This window comes from Streptomyces flavusporus (assembly GCF_046267975.1).
Lineage (GTDB): Bacteria > Actinomycetota > Actinomycetes > Streptomycetales > Streptomycetaceae > Streptomyces > Streptomyces flavusporus.
The window spans coordinates 4,158,587-4,174,912 of sequence record NZ_CP176503.1; the positions used below are offsets into that span (position 1 = coordinate 4,158,587).

Consider the following 16,326-nt stretch of genomic DNA (forward strand, 5'->3'; position numbering starts at 1 on the left):
TCGCCGATCGGCTGGGCGAGGGAGACGCCTCGCTCCTTTGGATCACGCGGAAGGCCGACGCGGACATCGGGTGATCGGCTGACTCCAGCGCCAGTGCACCGGACGAGTGCCTCCGGCGCGGAAGGAGGAGTACCCGATGCCCTGGCTGAGTTTCCGACACAAACGTCCCGTTCCGCGCCTCTGGCGAGCGCGGTTTCTCCAGGTAGGTGCGCTGTTGATGGCGGGGCTGACGCCGGTCCTTCCGGCTTCGCCCGCCCAGGCGGTGGCCCATGACTCCCGGCCGGCCCTGGCTCCCCGCCACACGGTGAGCAGCCCACAGGGCGGTGCCGAAGACCGGCTCAGCGATCCGGTGGTTACGCCCCTCGGTTCGTACGGCGGAATTCGCTATGTGCAGTACGACGGTGTGTTCGAGGGCGAGACGTCGACCGGGCGGTTCCGCGTGCCCTACCGGATCAGCGCTCCTGCCGATCCGAACCGCACCAACGGCACCGCTCTCGTCGAGCCGTCCCACTTCGTGGTGGGGCTCGGCGCACTCAATGTCTACCTGCGCAGAGACTTCCTGTTCCGCCAGGGCTTCGTGCACGCAGGCATCGTCTGGAGCACGCTCGGCAACCGCATCCTCGACCCGTCGGTGCCCGGCACCTTCATCGAGGGCGGCTTCGAAGAGGACGGAACCAGGGTCGACGACGAGATCATCACGGACTTCGCCAGGGCACTCTCCTCCCGCTCCTCCGGCGCGCGTCCACTGGTCGGCAAGGTGCCCCGCACGTACGGCACGGGCTTCTCCGACAGCTCGTATCCGCTCCTGCGTCTTGTCCGTTCCGGCGACGCCACAGGCGCGTTCGACCTGGTGCTGCCCATCACCACGGAGGGCTTCGACCCCCAGGCCGACCTCGCCGCGGGCCGCTACAAGGGCAAGGTGCTCATCGTGAACTCCGAAGCCGACGATCCGACGAACCTGACCGACCGGGGCATCGTGACCAAGCGGTACCGGTTCTACGTCGTCGCGGGGAGCCCGCACATTCCGGATCCGCTGGACGCGCCGCTGAACGTGCCGTTCCCGGTGCGGCGGTCGACACCGGCGAGCTTCGTGCCCGCGCTGCGCGCGCATTTCCTGCAGGGGCACGACTGGGTACGCAAGGGGTCACCGCCGCCGACGAGCACGCAGTTGCGCACCGCGAGCGACAACAGCATCGTCCGGGACGCCAACGGCAACGCGATCACCGAGGACCGCACCGGCCGGCGCGTGCCCCGGCTGCCGTTCGTGGACGTCGGCGAAGCCCGCTTCATCACCGGCTTCATCGGCAGCTACGACAACGTACGCACCGTTCAGCAACTCGGCTTCAGCAGCCACCGGGCCTATGCCAGGGCCTTCGACGACAAACTCCGTGACTACCGAAGGGCCGGCTTCATCCTGCCGGAGGACGCCGACGACATGCGCCGCCGCGCCAGGCTGTGCCCGCCTTCCACATTCACCGAGACCTACCGCGACCACTACACCGAATTCGTCGAGATCCGCCCCTGCACAGCCCGATGAGCCCCGGCGGGGCGTCACCGGCCGGATGACACGGAGACCGGGAAGCGCGTCCGAGACCGCGGCCAAGCTCGGGGCGGGCCAGACACGTCGAGTCGCCGGCCCCGAGCTCCCGCCTCCCTGGCCGGTGATGGGCGAACATTCCGCAACCGCTGAACCGCCGGGAGCCGTCGGCGGGCCACATCAGGTTCGATCGCAATCGAACAGATCCTCCGCTCGCGTCGCGTGGAGCGCCCGCTGAGCCCAGAGGTCGAGTTGGTCCAAGTCCGAGCATGCCTCCGCCCGGTCCCGGACGAAATCCGGCACCGGGATGTCGCGCCATCCAAGAATCCGGATGACCGTAGCCCTACGCTCCCGCTCAATGCCCTGCTCGATGCCCTGCTCGATGCCCTCTTCACGCACCTTCTCGGCTACCTCGTGCCGGAAGAAGTAGTTGACCGGCATCATCAGCTCCTTCCAGATCTGCTTGGCCTGGGCGTCGACCAGGCATGACTCGACGAACTGCGCCAACGAACTACGCCGCGACGAGGTCACACCACACGTACTTGCCGCGATTGCCCTCCCTGGCCAGCGGCTGCCACCCCCACAGGTCGGCGCAGGCACGGACGAGAGCCAGCCCGCGGCCGCGCTCCGCTTCGGCGAGGGATTCCACCGGCGCCGGCGGATCGGGCGGCGCCGGATCCGCGTCCCACGCCCCGATCCGCAGCACGCCCGCCGACCAACGCACCCGTAGAGCGGCGGGCCCCTTGGTGTGCAGTACGGCGTTCGCGACCAGCTCCGTCGCCAGCAGCTCGGCGGTGTCGGCGAGGCGGATCAGGCCGTGCATGGTGAGGATCAGCCGGAGGGTGCGGCGACAGACGGTGACGGCGCGGGGGTCGTGGGGGATGTAGAGGGTGTACTCCCAGGGGGCGGGGGCTTCGGTTTCGGGCATGCGTGAACTCCTGGAGGCTGGAGGGGGATTGGCGGGGCGGTGGCAGTGCCGCAGCCGTCGTGGCAGGGCGGAGCGGTGCGCTTCCGGGGTCCCGGTGTTTCGCAGTGTGTGCGACGTGTCACTGACGGTAGGGCATTAATTCATGCCGCCGCAACTGGTTGGCGTAGTCTGGCACCCGAACGTGGCATGGCCACAAGGGCGTTGGGAACGGGAGGGACGCGTGCCACCGAGGAGTCATCCCACAGCGCGACAAGTGCGCCTGGGGACCGAACTGCGCAAGCTGCGCGAGGCCGCAGGTTTGAAGGCCCGCGACGTGGCGGCTTTCCTGAACTCAACCTCAACCCAGATGAGCCAGATGGAAGCGGGGATCGCGGGCGTCAGCGCGGCACGCGTCCGTCGCCTGGCAGCCCATTACGCCTGCACAGACGGGGCGTTGATTGATGCGCTTGCAGCCATGGCGGAAGAGCGAACGCGTGGCTGGTGGGACGAGTACCGGGGAGTCCTCCCCGAGGTGAACCTGGACGTGGCCGAGGCGGAGCACCATGCGAAGTTCCTACGGGAAATCGTCATTACCTACGTTCCCGGACTCCTCCAGACCCCGAACTACGCCCGCGCCGTCTTCGGGTACATGCGCCCAGAGCTGCCCGAGAGCGAGCTGGCGCCCCGAGTGGAACACCGGATGAGGCGGCGTGCGGTCATCGAAGGCGACGACCCCACGCCGTACGAGACGGTCATCCACGAGTTCGCCCTGCGGATCCGCGTGGCCGACCGCCACGTCTCCCGTGCCCAAATCCGGCAGATCCTGGACGAGATCGAGCAGGGACACATCACCGTGCGCGTCATCCCCACCGACCAGGACGGCTTCGGCGGTGCCGGAGCCTCGATGATGTACATGGGTGGTCCGGTACCCCAACTCGACACCGGATTCCGGGACGGCGCCACCAGCACCGCGTTCATCGACACGGAGCCCCAACTGGAGCACCTTCGAACACTCTTCCGTAAGGTGGAGAAGGCGACGCTTGACCCCAGAGCGTCCCGGGACTTCATCCACCACCTGTCGAAGGAACTGTGAGGCGCGCCCCATGACTCAGGCCCTGCACTGGCAGAAGTCCACTTACTCCGGCGGCGCCGAGGGCAACACCTGCGTCGAGATCGCAAAGCTTCCCATCCGCATAGCTATCCGCGACTCAAAGCGCCCCACCCACGCCACCCTCACCTTCGCCACCGAAACCTTCACGGCGTTCCTCGATAGCCTCAAGCCCGACGCACGATAGGTGCCGGAGTCCTGGTGGGAGTTCGGCATCCGCCCCGGGAACCACCGATCAGGTTGTGCTCGTCTCGGGAGCCAGCCCGGCGCTGGACCCGGCCGAGGCGTTCCACGACATCTTCGACGCCGTGACGAGCACGTTCCGGTTCGTCTGACTGCAGGGGGACTGACGCATGGGCAAGAGCAAGAGCGACCTCGCACTCCCGCTGAGCGAGCTGGAGAGCTACGGCAGCCGCCTGCGCTCCATCAAGACGCGGCTCAACCACACCAAGAAGCTCTTCGAGTCCTACAAGGACGACATCGCCCACGGCAACGTCAACGACGCCCTCGACGACTTCGAGTCCAACTGGGAGGACGGCCGCGAGGACATCACCCAGCCGCTCGACGCCCTCGCCGAGATGTCCGACGCGGTCGTCCGCGAGTTCCGCAAGCTCGACGTGGACCTGGCCAAGCAGGCCCGCGAGGGAGTGAAGACGAAGGAGGAGAAGAAGGGCGGCGGCAAGTAGCGCCGCGCACCCCCGCTCAGCCCACCTCGTTTTCCGCCACCGCCTGCCCGTGCACGACCACGTCCCCGCCGTAGAACATCCCCGTGAAGACCGGCGAGTACGTTAGCTGGATCTCGACCTCCACCTGCTGGGCGTTGGCCGCCACGCAGTGGCTCGCCGCGATGTCCGCGCCGGTCATGTTCATCTCGCCGGCGAAGGCCTTCACGCGGGCGTTGCAGTTCTGGAAGTTGATCGGTGCGGGGCCGCCGACGTTGTCGTAGAGGGCCTCGCGGTCGATGTCCTGGGCGGCGTAGCGGGCGGCCTGTTCCGCGATGTCGGCCGCGCGTTCGCGCTTGGAGATGGACAGGCCGCCGTCGATGACGAAGGCCGACAGCGACAGGAACACCAGGGCGAAGATGATGACCGCGCCGGCGCCCGAGCCCCGGTCGTCCAGCTCCGTCCGACGAGCGGCCCACCATGCACGTACGACATCCCTCACGCCGACCTCCGGAACGGATCCAGCGGTGAGCTGAAGCTCGCCGTCAGCGTCGTCGGGATGTCCAGGCCCAGCATCGCCAGGCCGCGCACCTCGCAGCTGACCTCGACCGTGAAGATGGTGTCGGCTTCGAAGCCGGCGCTGGTCTGTCGTACCGACACCGGGCCCGAGCAGACGTCCTCCAGGTTCGCCTCCGCCGCCTTGCGCGCCTCCGCCATCGCCGTGGCGTGGTCCTTCTGGATCGAGCCCGCGCGGGCGGCGTCCCGGGCCGCGCCGTCGATCGCGCCGCGGCCGTCGACCAGCTGGCCGAAGGCCACCAGCACGAGGATGAACAGGATCATCACCGGGGCGAGGATCACGACCTCGACCGTGGACAGACCCCGGTCATCCCGTTCGCGCACATCAGCGAGGGACATGCTCAGTTGCCCCCATCCTGCACAAACCTCTCCACCGGCCCCACCGACTGCGCATGCACCGTCAGATCCAGTCCGGGGAACACCGTCGGCACCTGGGCGGTGATCTCCACGCCCACGGTGTTCGCCTCCGGCTGGAGCATGGTCACGTCGGGCGACAGGACCAGCTGTGGGCCGAGCTGGCTGATGTAGCTGTCGACGACGTCCTGCGCCTCACCCCGCCAGCCGCCCGGCTGGGCGTCGGCCGTGGCCCGCGCCTTCCGCGCGCCCGCCTGGGCCGCCGCCTGGGCCACATGGTCGGCGAAGAAGTACAGCGCGAACTGCACCGTCGCGAAGATCATGAAGAACAGCACGGGTGTGAGCAGCACGAACTCGATCGCCGTCATGCCGGAGTCGCCGCGGGTGGCCGCCGCCTTCCGCGCGGCCTCCACCCTGCGGCGCACCCATCCGCCCACGACGCCCACTGTCATCCCCGTTGTACGTGCGTTCAGCAGGTCTTGCCCGCGTCTGCGCCCTTGATGCAGTCGCCGACCTTGTTGGCGCCCTCGCTCAGGGCGGCGTTGATGATCGCGGCCACGACGCCGACGATCGCCACGACGACCGCGGAGATGATGACCCACTCGACCGCGGACGCACCGCGGTCCAGCTCGCCGGAGCGGGCGCGCTCCACGCGGGCCCGCAGGAAGGTGACCAGGAAGTCCATCGCCGGGATCCCGGTGCTGAAGTTCCGTCCGTTCATGGTGAGTTGATTCCTCTCGAGACAGTTGGGAGCAGTTCTGGCGAGCAACGGTTCAGACCTGGAACACCCTCATCGCCGCCGGGAAGATCAGGAACACCAGGAACCCGGCGCACAGCAGCAGCTGCGCCACGAGCATCGACTGCGACTTCTCGCCCGCGCTGCCCTCGATCTCGGCCAGTTCCCGGTGCCGCATGGTCTCGGCGCGGGAGGCGAGCGACTCACGGACCTTCGCACCGTCGTCGGCGACCAGGGCCAACGACGCCGACAGGTCCTTGAGTTCCTCGACTCCGATCTCCTCGCCCAGCTGCCCCAGCGCCTGCCACTGGCTGATGCCGGTGATACGGGCGTCGGCGAGGGCGTTGCGGATGCGGTGCGTGGCCCAACCGTCCGACACCTCCGCCGCCGCCATCAGCGCCTCGGGCAGACCGCGTCCGCCGGCCAGGCTCATCGACACCAGGTCGAGGTACGCGCCGATCACGCGCCGCAAGTCACGGCGCTTCTCGGCCGCGTCCCGCCGTACCTCCACATCGGGCAGGAAGAAGAAGATCACCGCGCAGAGCAGCGCCAGCCACACCGGGATGATCGGGCTGCTGCCGAAGCCCATCGTCCAGACGACCGCGAACAAGAACGGCCCGAAGAACAACCCCGCCGCGGCCAGCAGCGCCTTCGTCGCCAGGAACTTCTCCCAGCTGCGGTCCAGGACCGCCAGGTCCGCCCGCAGCGAGCGCTGCTCCCACCCCTGCTGGAGATAGAACTCCGCGACCCGCACGCCCACTTGGGCCCGCAGCGAGCCGAAACGGCCACCCGAATCCTGCGCCGTCCGCGCCGACTCGTACGCCGCCCCACGCGCCCGCATCGCGTCGATCCGCGCGACCTGCGCGATCGGGCTCCGCTTGCTGGGCATCAGGGCGCGCACGAGGGCGTAGACGCCCAGGCCGATGACCGCGCCGACCACGATCGGCATCGTCAGGTCGTTCACCGTCGTACCCCCTCGTCCGACGGAAGAGTCTGAGCGGAACCGGAAGAAGCCTGCGCCGGCGTCCGGGGTCGTACGAACTGCACCGACGACTCGTCCCGCACCAGGAAACGCTCGGGCGTCTCGATCGTCGACAGCTTGCGCAGCCACCAGAAGCCCAGCGCGAACAGGCCGCAGACGCAGGCGAGTACGAGCTGGCCGACCGGGGTGCCGTACGGCTCGACGAACTCCCGGTTGAAGATGGACAGACCGAGGACGAAAGCAATCGACACGCCCACGACGATCTGCACCGAGCGACGGGTCGACGCACGCTGGGCCATCACGCGCTGCCGCATGTCGACCTCCTCGCGCGCCGACTTGGCCAGCGCGCCGAGCACCTGCCGCAGACCCGGGCCGCGCAACCGCGCATTCAGGATGAGTGCGGCGACGATGATGTCCGCCGACGCATCGTCGATCTCGTCGGCCAGGACCTGCAGGGCCTCCGGCAGCGGGGTGCGGGCGCGCAGGCGGTCGACCAGGGCGTCCAGGTGGGGGCGGAGTACGGGCGCGGCGGCGCGGGCGGAGGCCGGAATGGCCTGCTCCAGGCCCACGGCGCCGGCAATCGTGTCGCGCAGGGACTCCGTCCAGGAGGCGAGGGCCTCGACGCGCCGCATGGCGGCCCGCTCCTCCGCAGCGCCGCCGAAGAGGCGGTCCCAGAAGAAGACGAGGACACCGGCGGCGATGCCGGCGACCGCCCAGCGGGTGAGGAGCAGTACGGCGAGACCGACCAGGGCGGCGAGCGAACCGCGTCGCCCGGCGAACCGTATGAGCTCGTTCGCGCGCTCGCTCGCCTTCTGCTTCTCGTGCTCGGGCTTCGCGGGCAGTCCGCGGACGGCGACGGCGAACAGCGCGAGCCCGCCGCCGACGGCGACGCCGCAGGCGATGGAGTACAGGACGGTGGTCGAGAACAGACCGCCCATGGAGCCGAGGTTGTTCATGGTCACCCCCACGTCCCGGTCGGCCGGTAGCCCTGCGCGATCAGATCCTCCACGCAGGCGATCGGCGCGTGCGGCACCACCCGCCCGTCGGGCATTTCGGCGAACACCTCGCTGGACAGCACGCGGCCGTCGACGCCGTTGACCTCACGGACGGAGGTGACCATACGTTGCAGGCGCCCGCCGTTCTGGAAGTCGTTGCGCCGCTGGATGAAGACGACGAAGTTCACCGCGCCGGCTATCAGCATCTGGCTGGCCTCGATGGGGAGGCGTTCGGAGGCCTGAAGGGCGTAGGTGGAAATACGGTTGAAGACCTCGCTGGAGCTGTTGGCGTGGATCGTGGAGAGCGATCCGTCGTTGCCCTGCGACATCGCGTTGAGCATGGTCACGATCTCGTCGCCGAGGACCTCACCGACGATGACGCGGGAGGGGTTCATACGGAGGGAGCGGCGGACGAGTTCCGCCATGGAGATGGCGCCCTGCCCCTCGGAGTTGGGCAGCCGCTCCTCGAACGCCACGACGTTCGGGTGGAGTTCGGGAAAGGTGTCCAGCCCGAGCTCCAGCGCCCGCTCGACGGTGATGAGCCGCTCGTGCGGCGGGATCTCGTTGGCGAGGGCGCGCAGCAGCGTCGTCTTACCGGCGTTCGTAGCGCCCGCGATCATGATGTTCTTGCGGGCCCGGACCGCGCAGGCGAGGAAGTGCCCGATCTCGGGGGTCAGGGTGCCGTTGCCGACGAGGTCGGAGATGAAGACCTTGCCCATCCGCGCGCGACGAATGGAGAGGGCGGGCCGCCGGGCCACGTCCATGACGGCCGACAGGCGCGAACCGTCCGGCAGCCGGAGGTCGAGCTGGGGATTGGCGGAGTCGAAGGGCCGGGAGGAGAGGCCGGAGTACGCGCCGAGCACCTGGATGAGCTCGATGAGCTCCTCGTCGGTCTCCGCGACCGGCTCACCCTTCACCTCACGCCCGTCGGCGTACCCGACGAAGACCTGGTCGCAGCCGTTGATGTCGATGTTCTCGACCTGCGGATCGTCGAGGAGAGGCTGGAGACGGCCCACGCCGAACAGGGCGGCGTGCACCGCGGCCGCGTACTGCTCCTCGGTCTCGGCGTCGAGCGGCGTACGACCCGCGTTGATCTCGGTGCGGGCGTACTCCTCCAGGATCTGGGCTATGACCGCGCGGGCGTAGTGCCGCTCGTCCTCGCTGGACATCGGCGTGACGCCGTTGACCTGGTCGAGGCGACGCTGCTCGGCGATACGGTCACCGGCGTCCTGCCGGAACCGCTTGACCAACTGGTGGTCGACAGCGGTCATCGGCCGGCTCCCTGCGGGGCCTGGTGACTCTGGCTCTGGCTCTGTGAGGGTACGGTCCAGGCGGCGCCGTACTGCTGGTACAGATCCGCGGTGACCTTACGGGCCGACCGGATCAGCAGCGACTTGTCGAGGCGCCCGCGCTTACGCCCGGCCAACTGGTCGGCGCCGGCAGGGTCATCGGCGATCGTCCCCACGACGCGGGCGCCGGTCTGGGCATGCACGAGCATGTCGTTGACCTGCCCCGCCAGCTTGCCGGCGTTGTTCGGATCGACGATGAGGACGACACCGATCAGCGGGGTGGCAAGGCTCGCGGCACCGCGCGGGCCGCCGTGCAGCTTGGCGGAGAGGGCGGCGGCGCGGTCACGGACGCGGGCGATGGCCTCCGGCTCGGTACGGGAGACGAGCAGCACGAGGGCCGCGTGCGGGAACAGCTCGACGGCAGGCGTGTCCCCGCTGATCCGGCCGCAGTCGGCGATGACATCGGCGGGCGCGTGCGGGGAGTCGGCGAGGGAGGCGAAGGCCCGGCCGAGGGTGGGCCAGAGGCCCGCGAGCCCGGCGGCCTGCTCGGCGATCCCGAGTCCTACGAGGACCTCGAGGCCGCCGCTCAACGGCTGGACGTGGTCCCAGAGTTGGTCGGGGACCAGTCCGCGTCGGGCGGTGGCCGCGATGGACAGCATGCCGGTGTTGGGGTTGAGCAGACCGCCGTGCGCCGCGGCGGAGCGGTACACCAGATCGCCGCCGGCCGGGTCGGTCTCGGCGAGCAGGACGCGCCGCGGCCAGACCGCGGCGAGGGCGACGGCTGCGGTGGTGACGCCGGGGGAACCCTTGTCGGCGGCGAGAGCGATGAGCGCCATGGGTGTGCGTTCGCCTTCTAGTTGCCGGAGACGTGCACGATGGCGACCGCACCGGCCGCGGCGGCCTTGGCCACGGCTTCGGCGTCGGCCTGGTCGACGAGCAGCGTCAGGGAGAGGTTGCCGGTGCTCACGGTGGCGTCACCGCTGTCCTTCTTGGTGTTGACCTTCGCCTTGTCGACGAGGAGACCACCGGACGACGTCGACGCTGAGGACGAGTCGCTGTCGGTCGAGTCGGAGCTGCTGCTGTCGACGTTGTAGACGGCCACGGTGTCGCCGACCTTGATGTCCGACGGGTACTGGCCCTCCTTGAGGGCCAGGCCCACGGAGGCCTTACCGGCGGGGAACTCGGCGTTCTCGCCGAACATCTGCCCCATCACGATCGTGTCGTCGTAGATAGTCGTGCGGGCCTTGAGAGTCTTGAGCGTCTCGAGCTGGGACCACTTGATGTAGTTGATGCTCGGGTCGTCGGCGACCATCACGGAGGTGACGTCCTTCTCCGTGACGGACTCACCGGCCTGGATGTCCTTCGTCACCTTGACGACCTCGATCCGGTCCCCGGCTTGCAGAACCAGCATCGTCGCGCCCAGCGCGCCCACCAGAATCAACAGCACCGCAAGCGCGGCCAACGCCGGTTTGCGCTCGCGAGGAGGCGTGGGAAGCCGGTCACCGACCGACGGTTGAGCCGGAACCGCGGAACGCCCCGCGCCCGCCCCCGTACGCTCTTGGATCTTCACGCAACCGCTCCCCGTACACCCAAGAATTCGTCTGCCAAGTTCTCTGTAAATCCGGACACTTCGCCCGTGTGCGCCTGCACAGGACGCGCCGGGACGAACTAGCCAGCGCGAGGCAGAGTGTCAAGCCATCGCACCGTATCAGCCGCACATAACCCCCTCAAGGCGCGCCCTGCGCCCCGCACCGCAGCGGACGCACCGTTATCCAGCTGCAACTTGAGCCCCCTTCCTTCCCGTTGCCACGCGGGCCGAGGCGAACCCACCGCTGTGCGGGAGCGAATCGGGCACGCCATCACGCGGCGACCACCAGCCCTGCACGACTCACTCACGAAGGGGTGGGACCGGCATGCCATGATCGTTGGTCGCCGTAGGAAGGTATGGGGGAACCGATCGGGCCGAAGCCGGAAACCTCGCCATCGCCCTCGTCCCCCTCGCGGTCACGACAGACCGACAGACGGACCACTGAGGACCCCCCATGAAGCGCACCGCACTGACCGCCACCGCACTCTCCGCAGCCGTACTGCTGACCGCGTGCTCGGCCAACGACGATGATGCCGAGACCTCCGCCGCCCCCAAGTCCTCGGCCTCCCAGGCAAAGCAGGTCTCCCCCGCCGAACGCCTCGCGCAGCTGATGATCACCAAGACGGACATCTCCGGCAAGGAGGTGCAGGAGGTCGACGACGAGTTCGTCTTCGCCAAGTCCCCGGACGAGGTCACCGTCGACAAGCCGGCCTGCGCCCCACTGGCGTACGCGATGAACCAACTCCCCCTCGGCGCCCCGCAGGCCGACCTCACTCGCTACGTCTCGGGCGGCATGGAGGACCCGTTCACGCACATCACGCTGACCACCTACGCCGACGGCGAGGCGGAGTCGACGATGACCGACCTGTCGAAGGGCATCGACGCCTGCGGCGACGGGTTCAAGGCCGAGGCCAACGGCAACACCAGCACGTACGACTCGGTCGCGGCGGAGGAGCCCGCCGCACCCGCCGGCGACGAGACGGTCGCCTTCAACGCCACGATGACCTTCCGCGGCACCTCCCACACCTTCCACACCCAGGCAGTTCGCAGCGCCGACGTCATCGCCGTCTACTTCTCGGCCGACGGCATGGCCATGGCCAACGGGCACCCGAGCGATGCGGAGTTGTCGACGGCGGTGGTGAAGGCGCAGAACGGGAAGCTGAGCTGACGCATGAGCCGACAGTCAGGAGAGGCGGGCGGGAACCAGTGAACCCACAAGACGAGACGATTGCCACAGGCCTCGGTCCGTTCCGGTTCGAACTGCGCGAACTGGAGCCGACGCCCGAGGCGCCGAGGGCGCTCAAGGATGGTCGGTACGCCTGGGGCGGCACCGTCGGCGCACTCGGTGCGGTAGAGGTCGCCTTCCCCACGAAGCACGAAAACTACCCCGACAGCTACAGCCAGGTGTCGGTCACGGGCCCCGGCTTTCCCTTGATCACCTACCTGGCCCTGAGCTACGGGCACCGCCCCCTCCTGGCCCGGCAAGAGCTGCGCGTCGACTGGAACCCAGCGAAGATCAGGCGAGGTTCCTTCCGTATCTCCAAACAGGGCCGGGCCCTCCGCATCACCGCGGAGGGCCGGACGTACCGCTACCGGCAGCTCCAGAACAAGCGAAACCACGAACTGATCCGCGACGGCATACGCGTGCACATCACCCGCTCACACTGGAAGAAACCCCACCTCATCTCCGGCGTCTGCCACGGCCCGACGGACGCCCTGGACATCGGCCTGGCCCTTGTCTTCGAGGGCGCCTACACACGGAATCTCTCCCTCCCCGGCGCCCTGGTGTCCCTGCCCGGCCGCATCCTGAACCGGCTGGACGGGTTGTGACGGCGGGACATGCGGTCGCCTGCGCTACTACGTCGCGCACCTCCGGGGGAAGTACGGGATCCCGCCGGTCCTTCTCGTCACATGCCAGGACAGGGCCACTGCGGAGCAGGCGGCGAAACCCTTCCGCATCGGCCCTCCGCAGTGGCCCACGCTCACCCTGCGCGCCCTCGTCCTGGGACCGCACAACGTCCCCGCCATCACCGACCCGTCAGTCGCGGCCCGGGACATCCCTCTCGCCACTCTGAGCGCCGTCACGCATGGTAAGGACCCGAATGCTCCTGCCATACTGCAAGCCTTGGCCGTCGCCCTGAAGACCATCGACGAGGAGACCGCGAGGATCTTCGCCGAGCTCACCGAACTCGGCCTCGGCACCACCCCCGCGGCCGAGACCTGGAGGCAACTGATGTCCGTCGACCTGTCCTTCTTCCGCTCACAGACCTCCCAGCAGCTGCGGGCCATGGGGCGCGCCAAGGGGCGCGCGGAGGGGCGTGCCGAGGGCCGCGCCGAGGACATCCTCCTGATCCTCGAGTCACGCGGCATCGAGGTCCCGGAGGCCACCCGCGAACAGATCACGACCTGCACGGACCTCGACACACTCCGCACGTGGGTCGCCCGGGCCGTGCATGTCGAAGCGGCCGAGGAACTGTTCGTGACGGACGAAGCCTGAATCAAAGGCAGTCCACGGCGGGCAGCCCTCCGCCACGCCTCGCCGGCACGGAGGGCTGAACGAGACGGTGATCACCGCCCGCTGACACGCCCGCCTCGTGCCGGGCGGGCGCTCCCGCTGCCGCGCCGCCGCCCGGCTCTTGCCCTTCCCCTTCTTGCGCAGCTTCCGCAGTCGCTCCCGCTCCCGCGCCTGCCGCGCCTCGACCACCGAGCTGTGCCACCGGTGCCAGATCCGGCCGATCAGGGCGGCGCTGCCCAGGTAGACGAGGAGTGCGGTCCCTGTACCGGGGACATACGTGCACTCCGGCCTGGACGAACGGCAGCTCCACCCCGGAACGCCACTGGCGAGGAGAGACAAGGGCCCGACCGCTACCCAGCAGCCGCCCACCACGAGCCCACCACACGCACCAGCGAGCCGGGCCGCCCCGCGCCGCCCGCCCCCTGGCTCACCAGCGCCCAGCCACCGACGCACCCGAGGACAGTGACCAGCCCCCGCACGAGACCGACCGTCCAGGAGCCACCGGGCAGATCCGACAGCACCGGCAGGGTCCTGTGCCCGTAACAGTGACTTCGCTGAGCAACGGTGCAGTGGTGTGCTTTGTCTCGATACAGGGCTGCCGCGCGATCCCCGATCGGATGAAATTCCAGGAACCGATCCAGAGCGCGCCGACCAGCTCACTTGAGTGGGGGCCTACGACCTCACACGAATGGATCACCGTGCCCGAACCACCCGGCCTGTACACGATCGAACTCGAGCCCGAGGTGCACGCCTGGCTCGAAACGCTTTCGTTGCCCGAGTACAGGGCTGTCGAGCGCTTCGCCGACCGGCTGGCCACCGACGGGCCTGCTCTGCCCTTTCCCTTGGCGAGTCACCTCGGCGACGGGCTGCGGGAGCTGCGTATCGGGGCCTTCCGCGTCACCTACTGGCTCGCTCCAGGGCGGCGAGCGATTCTGCTCACCGTCTTCCGCAAGACCCGGATGCGGGAGACGGAGGAAGTGCTGAGGGCGCAGCGGGCGCGGAAGCTGTGCGAGGCCGAACACCCTCCGGCCAGTGAGCACGACGTTTACAGTAGGGACGAGGAGGCCCGATGAGCAGCGGATACCACACCGGCTGGAAGGTCCCGGCCGAGCACCGCGAGGATCCGGCGTACCGCGCCGCAGGGCGCCGTATGGACTTCGCGCAGGCTGTCTACGAGCGGCGGGCCGCTCTCGGCTGGACTACCGCCGAGCTGGCCCGTCGGGCTGGCTTGCCCGAAGCGGACATCGAGTCCATCGAGGAGAGCGGTGTCGATCCGACCCTCGAGCTGATCGAACGGCTGGCGACCGCCATGGACGCCGGTGCGCACATCGATCCGCGTACCAGCCCCGAGTTCCGGTTCGAGGACAGCGCCGCCTGAACCCGAAAAGCCACAGCGGCCCCCTCGTCATGCATCGCCCATCTCGCCACACTGAACGCCATCACGCACGGTAAGGACCCGAATGCTCCTGCCGTACTCAAAACCCTGGCCGTCGCCCTGAGGACCATCGACGAGGAGACCGCGAGGATCTTCGCCGAGCTCACCGAACTCGGCCTCGGCGCCACCCCCGCGGCCGAGACCTGGAGGCAACTGATGTCCGTGGACCTGTCCTTCTTCCGCTCACAGACCTCCCAGCGGCTGCGGGCCATGGGGCGCGCCGAGGACGTCCTCCTGATCCTCGAGTCACGCGGCATCGAGGTCCCGGAGGCCACGCGCGAACGGATCATGACCTGCACGGACCTCGACACACTCCGCACGTGGGTCATCCGAGCCGTGCATGTCGAAGCAGCCGAGAAACTGTTCGTGGCGGACGAGGCCTGAATCAAAGAGGCGGCCATCGGACTCGCGGAGCAGCCGGGGAAGCGCGGCCGAGGCCGATCCCCATTCCCCACGCCTGCTTCCGCTTGAGCAGACCGTAATACGCGTCATACACTCTTTCCATGGCCAGAACCAGGATCAGCATCAGCCTCGAGCAGGAGCAGGCGGAGCGCATCAGGCGGCACGCCGAGCGGGCCGGGCTGGACGTCTCGGCGTACCTCGTGTACGCCGCGACGCGCCAGATGGCGGAGACCGAGGCCATAGAGGAACAGTTCTCCGGAATCGACGCCCTCATCGCGAAGGCCGAAGCGGAAGCGGCGACCCTGCCGGACGAACCGGACGAGGCTGCAGAGGAGTTGACCGAACAGGAACGGCGGGACGTCGATGCCGCCCTGAATCTGGTCTACGGCGAAGACCGCCAGGACGCCCGCCCCGGGCGGGTCGCGTGACCGCACGGGTCCCGGTGTACGACACCGGAATGCTCATCGCCCTCGCCGACCGCAAGGCGAAGGCTGTGGCACTGCACAACGGCATCAAGGCCACGCCCCATCGCGCACTCGTCCTCGGCCCGGTCCTGGCCCAGGTCTGGCGCCCCCGACCGGCGGTCATCCATGCCCTGGCCGGCGCCCTGAGGGACTGCACCGTGCCTAGGGCTCGCGCATCCGAACCGCCCATGCGTGAGACGAAGGCTGGTCAGCCGGAGTGCATCGCGTGCGCCACCGGTCCCGACCTCACCGACTGGCGCCGCATCGGCGCGGCACTGGGAGAAGCGAAACTCCCCGCCAAGAAGAGGCCGGACGCGGTGGATGCCTGGGTGGCCCTGTCGGCCGTAAAGCACGGCAGTGCGGTGATCTTCACCAGCGACCCGGAGGACATCGAGGCGTACCTGGACATGCTGAACCCCGACGATGTCCACGTTGAACGCGTGTGACGGAGCCGCCCTCGCCGCTTCTGGTCGGCGTCTGCGGACTCGTCGGCTTCAGCAGGTACGCGACGAAGATGCCCTTCGCGAGGAGCGTGAATACGAGGCTGCGCTCGCGGAGTTCGCGGACTGCGCGGCGGGCGACCAGGTTCGTGACCGAAGACCGCGGCGAGGTCGAGATCCTGGCCGGCGGGCGCACCGATCCGGTGCCGTTCACGTCGGCGTATCCGCCGCGCGCGTGCCCCAGGTGCACGGCCCCGCGATAGCGAATCGAAACCCTGCAGCAACGACGGCTCCGAAGACGCTCACCAAGGTGCCCGGGGCCGTAGCCCGTTTGGG

At 68.9% G+C, this 16,326-nt stretch carries 24 protein-coding genes; 12 read left to right on the plus strand and 12 right to left on the minus strand.

The window, feature by feature from the left end; all coding sequences use genetic code 11:
- The first annotated feature begins 217 nt into the window (after positions 1-217).
- Entirely contained in the window at positions 218-1,537 is a 1,320-nt protein-coding gene (locus ACKTSN_RS19645; protein ID WP_409470303.1) for an alpha/beta hydrolase domain-containing protein, read from the plus strand.
- Between the two features lie 180 nt (positions 1,538-1,717).
- Here the strand turns inward: ACKTSN_RS19645 and ACKTSN_RS19650 are convergent, their stop codons facing one another.
- Both ACKTSN_RS19650 and ACKTSN_RS19655 read right to left on the minus strand, forming a co-directional pair.
- Positions 1,718-2,044 carry a hypothetical protein gene (locus tag ACKTSN_RS19650; protein ID WP_409470304.1) on the minus strand — a complete coding sequence of 109 codons (327 nt, stop codon included), beginning with the start codon at positions 2,042-2,044 and terminating at the stop codon, positions 1,718-1,720.
- Positions 2,045-2,048: 4 nt separating this feature from the next.
- On the minus strand, positions 2,049-2,465 hold the full coding sequence (locus ACKTSN_RS19655; RefSeq protein WP_409470305.1) for an ATP-binding protein: 417 nt from the start codon (positions 2,463-2,465) through the stop codon (positions 2,049-2,051).
- A gap of 220 nt (positions 2,466-2,685) precedes the next feature.
- Between ACKTSN_RS19655 and ACKTSN_RS19660 the strand changes: the two genes are divergently transcribed.
- The 3 genes from ACKTSN_RS19660 (at position 2,686) to ACKTSN_RS19670 (ending at position 4,238) form a co-directional block, all read left to right on the plus strand.
- Positions 2,686-3,537, plus strand: coding sequence for a helix-turn-helix domain-containing protein (locus ACKTSN_RS19660; RefSeq protein WP_409470306.1), 852 nt, complete (start codon positions 2,686-2,688; stop codon positions 3,535-3,537).
- Positions 3,538-3,547: 10 nt separating this feature from the next.
- Positions 3,548-3,739 (plus strand): DUF397 domain-containing protein, encoded by a 192-nt coding sequence (locus ACKTSN_RS19665; protein WP_409470307.1) that lies wholly within the window; start codon positions 3,548-3,550, stop codon positions 3,737-3,739.
- Positions 3,740-3,905: 166 nt separating this feature from the next.
- On the plus strand, positions 3,906-4,238 hold the full coding sequence (locus tag ACKTSN_RS19670) for a hypothetical protein (RefSeq protein ID WP_409470308.1): 333 nt from the start codon (positions 3,906-3,908) through the stop codon (positions 4,236-4,238).
- 16 nt (positions 4,239-4,254) lie between these two features.
- Here ACKTSN_RS19670 and ACKTSN_RS19675 read toward each other — a convergent pair whose 3' ends face one another.
- From ACKTSN_RS19675 to ACKTSN_RS19715, 9 genes are read right to left on the minus strand one after another with little or no spacing between them, the layout of a single operon-like run.
- Positions 4,255-4,716 (minus strand): TadE/TadG family type IV pilus assembly protein, encoded by a 462-nt coding sequence (locus tag ACKTSN_RS19675; RefSeq protein ID WP_409470309.1) that lies wholly within the window; start codon positions 4,714-4,716, stop codon positions 4,255-4,257.
- Positions 4,713-5,129 (minus strand): TadE/TadG family type IV pilus assembly protein, encoded by a 417-nt coding sequence (locus ACKTSN_RS19680; RefSeq protein WP_409470310.1) that lies wholly within the window; start codon positions 5,127-5,129, stop codon positions 4,713-4,715. The genes ACKTSN_RS19675 and ACKTSN_RS19680 overlap by 4 nt, the downstream gene beginning before the upstream one ends.
- Positions 5,130-5,131: 2 nt before the next feature.
- Complete coding sequence (locus ACKTSN_RS19685) at positions 5,132-5,596, minus strand: TadE family protein (protein WP_409470311.1); 465 nt, start codon at positions 5,594-5,596, stop codon at positions 5,132-5,134.
- A 17-nt stretch (positions 5,597-5,613) separates the two neighbouring features.
- Positions 5,614-5,865: a hypothetical protein gene (locus ACKTSN_RS19690; protein ID WP_129799371.1), complete on the minus strand. Its 252-nt coding sequence runs from the start codon at positions 5,863-5,865 to the stop codon at positions 5,614-5,616.
- Positions 5,866-5,917: 52 nt separating this feature from the next.
- Positions 5,918-6,829 (minus strand): type II secretion system F family protein, encoded by a 912-nt coding sequence (locus ACKTSN_RS19695; protein ID WP_409474868.1) that lies wholly within the window; start codon positions 6,827-6,829, stop codon positions 5,918-5,920.
- Between the two features lie 11 nt (positions 6,830-6,840).
- Positions 6,841-7,818, minus strand: coding sequence for a type II secretion system F family protein (locus ACKTSN_RS19700; protein ID WP_409474869.1), 978 nt, complete (start codon positions 7,816-7,818; stop codon positions 6,841-6,843).
- 2 nt (positions 7,819-7,820) lie between these two features.
- Positions 7,821-9,128, minus strand: a complete 1,308-nt coding sequence (locus ACKTSN_RS19705) for a CpaF family protein (protein WP_129799372.1) — start codon at positions 9,126-9,128, stop codon at positions 7,821-7,823.
- Positions 9,125-9,982 carry a hypothetical protein gene (locus ACKTSN_RS19710; protein ID WP_409470312.1) on the minus strand — a complete coding sequence of 286 codons (858 nt, stop codon included), beginning with the start codon at positions 9,980-9,982 and terminating at the stop codon, positions 9,125-9,127. The genes ACKTSN_RS19705 and ACKTSN_RS19710 overlap by 4 nt, the downstream gene beginning before the upstream one ends.
- A gap of 17 nt (positions 9,983-9,999) precedes the next feature.
- A complete protein-coding gene (locus tag ACKTSN_RS19715) occupies positions 10,000-10,716 on the minus strand; it encodes a hypothetical protein (protein WP_409470313.1) in 717 nt (238 codons plus the stop codon).
- 472 nt (positions 10,717-11,188) lie between these two features.
- Here ACKTSN_RS19715 and ACKTSN_RS19720 point away from each other — a divergent pair, with 472 nt between their 5' ends.
- The 3 genes from ACKTSN_RS19720 (at position 11,189) to ACKTSN_RS19730 (ending at position 13,231) form a co-directional block, all read left to right on the plus strand.
- Entirely contained in the window at positions 11,189-11,902 is a 714-nt protein-coding gene (locus tag ACKTSN_RS19720; protein WP_409470314.1) for a hypothetical protein, read from the plus strand.
- A gap of 38 nt (positions 11,903-11,940) precedes the next feature.
- Positions 11,941-12,564 carry a hypothetical protein gene (locus tag ACKTSN_RS19725; RefSeq protein WP_409470315.1) on the plus strand — a complete coding sequence of 208 codons (624 nt, stop codon included), beginning with the start codon at positions 11,941-11,943 and terminating at the stop codon, positions 12,562-12,564.
- Positions 12,565-12,859: 295 nt separating this feature from the next.
- Positions 12,860-13,231: a hypothetical protein gene (locus ACKTSN_RS19730; protein WP_409470316.1), complete on the plus strand. Its 372-nt coding sequence runs from the start codon at positions 12,860-12,862 to the stop codon at positions 13,229-13,231.
- A gap of 368 nt (positions 13,232-13,599) precedes the next feature.
- Here ACKTSN_RS19730 and ACKTSN_RS19735 read toward each other — a convergent pair whose 3' ends face one another.
- Positions 13,600-13,770, minus strand: coding sequence for a hypothetical protein (locus ACKTSN_RS19735; RefSeq protein ID WP_409470317.1), 171 nt, complete (start codon positions 13,768-13,770; stop codon positions 13,600-13,602).
- A 177-nt stretch (positions 13,771-13,947) separates the two neighbouring features.
- Between ACKTSN_RS19735 and ACKTSN_RS19740 the strand changes: the two genes are divergently transcribed.
- The 5 genes from ACKTSN_RS19740 to ACKTSN_RS19760 all read left to right on the plus strand — a co-directional run bounded on the left by ACKTSN_RS19740 (position 13,948) and on the right by ACKTSN_RS19760 (position 15,996).
- Positions 13,948-14,322, plus strand: a complete 375-nt coding sequence (locus ACKTSN_RS19740; RefSeq protein ID WP_409470318.1) for a type II toxin-antitoxin system RelE/ParE family toxin — start codon at positions 13,948-13,950, stop codon at positions 14,320-14,322.
- The gene (locus tag ACKTSN_RS19745) at positions 14,319-14,627 is read left to right on the plus strand and encodes a helix-turn-helix domain-containing protein (protein WP_409470319.1); all 309 of its coding nucleotides are present in this window, start codon (positions 14,319-14,321) and stop codon (positions 14,625-14,627) included. The genes ACKTSN_RS19740 and ACKTSN_RS19745 overlap by 4 nt, the downstream gene beginning before the upstream one ends.
- 213 nt (positions 14,628-14,840) lie before the next feature.
- Complete coding sequence (locus tag ACKTSN_RS19750; protein WP_409470320.1) at positions 14,841-15,068, plus strand: hypothetical protein; 228 nt, start codon at positions 14,841-14,843, stop codon at positions 15,066-15,068.
- Between the two features lie 119 nt (positions 15,069-15,187).
- Positions 15,188-15,514, plus strand: a complete 327-nt coding sequence (locus tag ACKTSN_RS19755) for a ribbon-helix-helix protein, CopG family (RefSeq protein ID WP_409470321.1) — start codon at positions 15,188-15,190, stop codon at positions 15,512-15,514.
- Positions 15,511-15,996, plus strand: a complete 486-nt coding sequence (locus ACKTSN_RS19760) for a hypothetical protein (RefSeq protein WP_409470322.1) — start codon at positions 15,511-15,513, stop codon at positions 15,994-15,996. Before ACKTSN_RS19755 ends, ACKTSN_RS19760 begins: the two co-directional genes overlap by 4 nt.
- The last annotated feature ends 330 nt before the right edge of the window (positions 15,997-16,326 follow it).

Excerpts from the sequence above, each read along its gene's own strand:
- ACKTSN_RS19645 (WP_409470303.1), top strand. The coding sequence starts at position 218 with ATGGCGGGGCTGACGCCGGTCCTTCCGGCTTCGCCCGCCCAGGCGGTG.
- ACKTSN_RS19655 (WP_409470305.1), bottom strand. The coding sequence starts at position 2,465 with ATGCCCGAAACCGAAGCCCCCGCCCCCTGGGAGTACACCCTCTACATC.
- ACKTSN_RS19665 (WP_409470307.1), top strand. The coding sequence starts at position 3,548 with ATGACTCAGGCCCTGCACTGGCAGAAGTCCACTTACTCCGGCGGCGCC.
- ACKTSN_RS19670 (WP_409470308.1), top strand. The coding sequence starts at position 3,906 with ATGGGCAAGAGCAAGAGCGACCTCGCACTCCCGCTGAGCGAGCTGGAG.
- ACKTSN_RS19680 (WP_409470310.1), bottom strand. The coding sequence starts at position 5,129 with ATGTCCCTCGCTGATGTGCGCGAACGGGATGACCGGGGTCTGTCCACG.
- ACKTSN_RS19685 (WP_409470311.1), bottom strand. The coding sequence starts at position 5,596 with ATGACAGTGGGCGTCGTGGGCGGATGGGTGCGCCGCAGGGTGGAGGCC.
- ACKTSN_RS19690 (WP_129799371.1), bottom strand. The coding sequence starts at position 5,865 with ATGAACGGACGGAACTTCAGCACCGGGATCCCGGCGATGGACTTCCTG.
- ACKTSN_RS19695 (WP_409474868.1), bottom strand. The coding sequence starts at position 6,829 with ATGCCGATCGTGGTCGGCGCGGTCATCGGCCTGGGCGTCTACGCCCTC.
- ACKTSN_RS19700 (WP_409474869.1), bottom strand. The coding sequence starts at position 7,818 with ATGAACAACCTCGGCTCCATGGGCGGTCTGTTCTCGACCACCGTCCTG.
- ACKTSN_RS19705 (WP_129799372.1), bottom strand. The coding sequence starts at position 9,128 with ATGACCGCTGTCGACCACCAGTTGGTCAAGCGGTTCCGGCAGGACGCC.
- ACKTSN_RS19710 (WP_409470312.1), bottom strand. The coding sequence starts at position 9,982 with ATGGCGCTCATCGCTCTCGCCGCCGACAAGGGTTCCCCCGGCGTCACC.
- ACKTSN_RS19720 (WP_409470314.1), top strand. The coding sequence starts at position 11,189 with ATGAAGCGCACCGCACTGACCGCCACCGCACTCTCCGCAGCCGTACTG.
- ACKTSN_RS19745 (WP_409470319.1), top strand. The coding sequence starts at position 14,319 with ATGAGCAGCGGATACCACACCGGCTGGAAGGTCCCGGCCGAGCACCGC.
- ACKTSN_RS19750 (WP_409470320.1), top strand. The coding sequence starts at position 14,841 with ATGTCCGTGGACCTGTCCTTCTTCCGCTCACAGACCTCCCAGCGGCTG.
- ACKTSN_RS19755 (WP_409470321.1), top strand. The coding sequence starts at position 15,188 with ATGGCCAGAACCAGGATCAGCATCAGCCTCGAGCAGGAGCAGGCGGAG.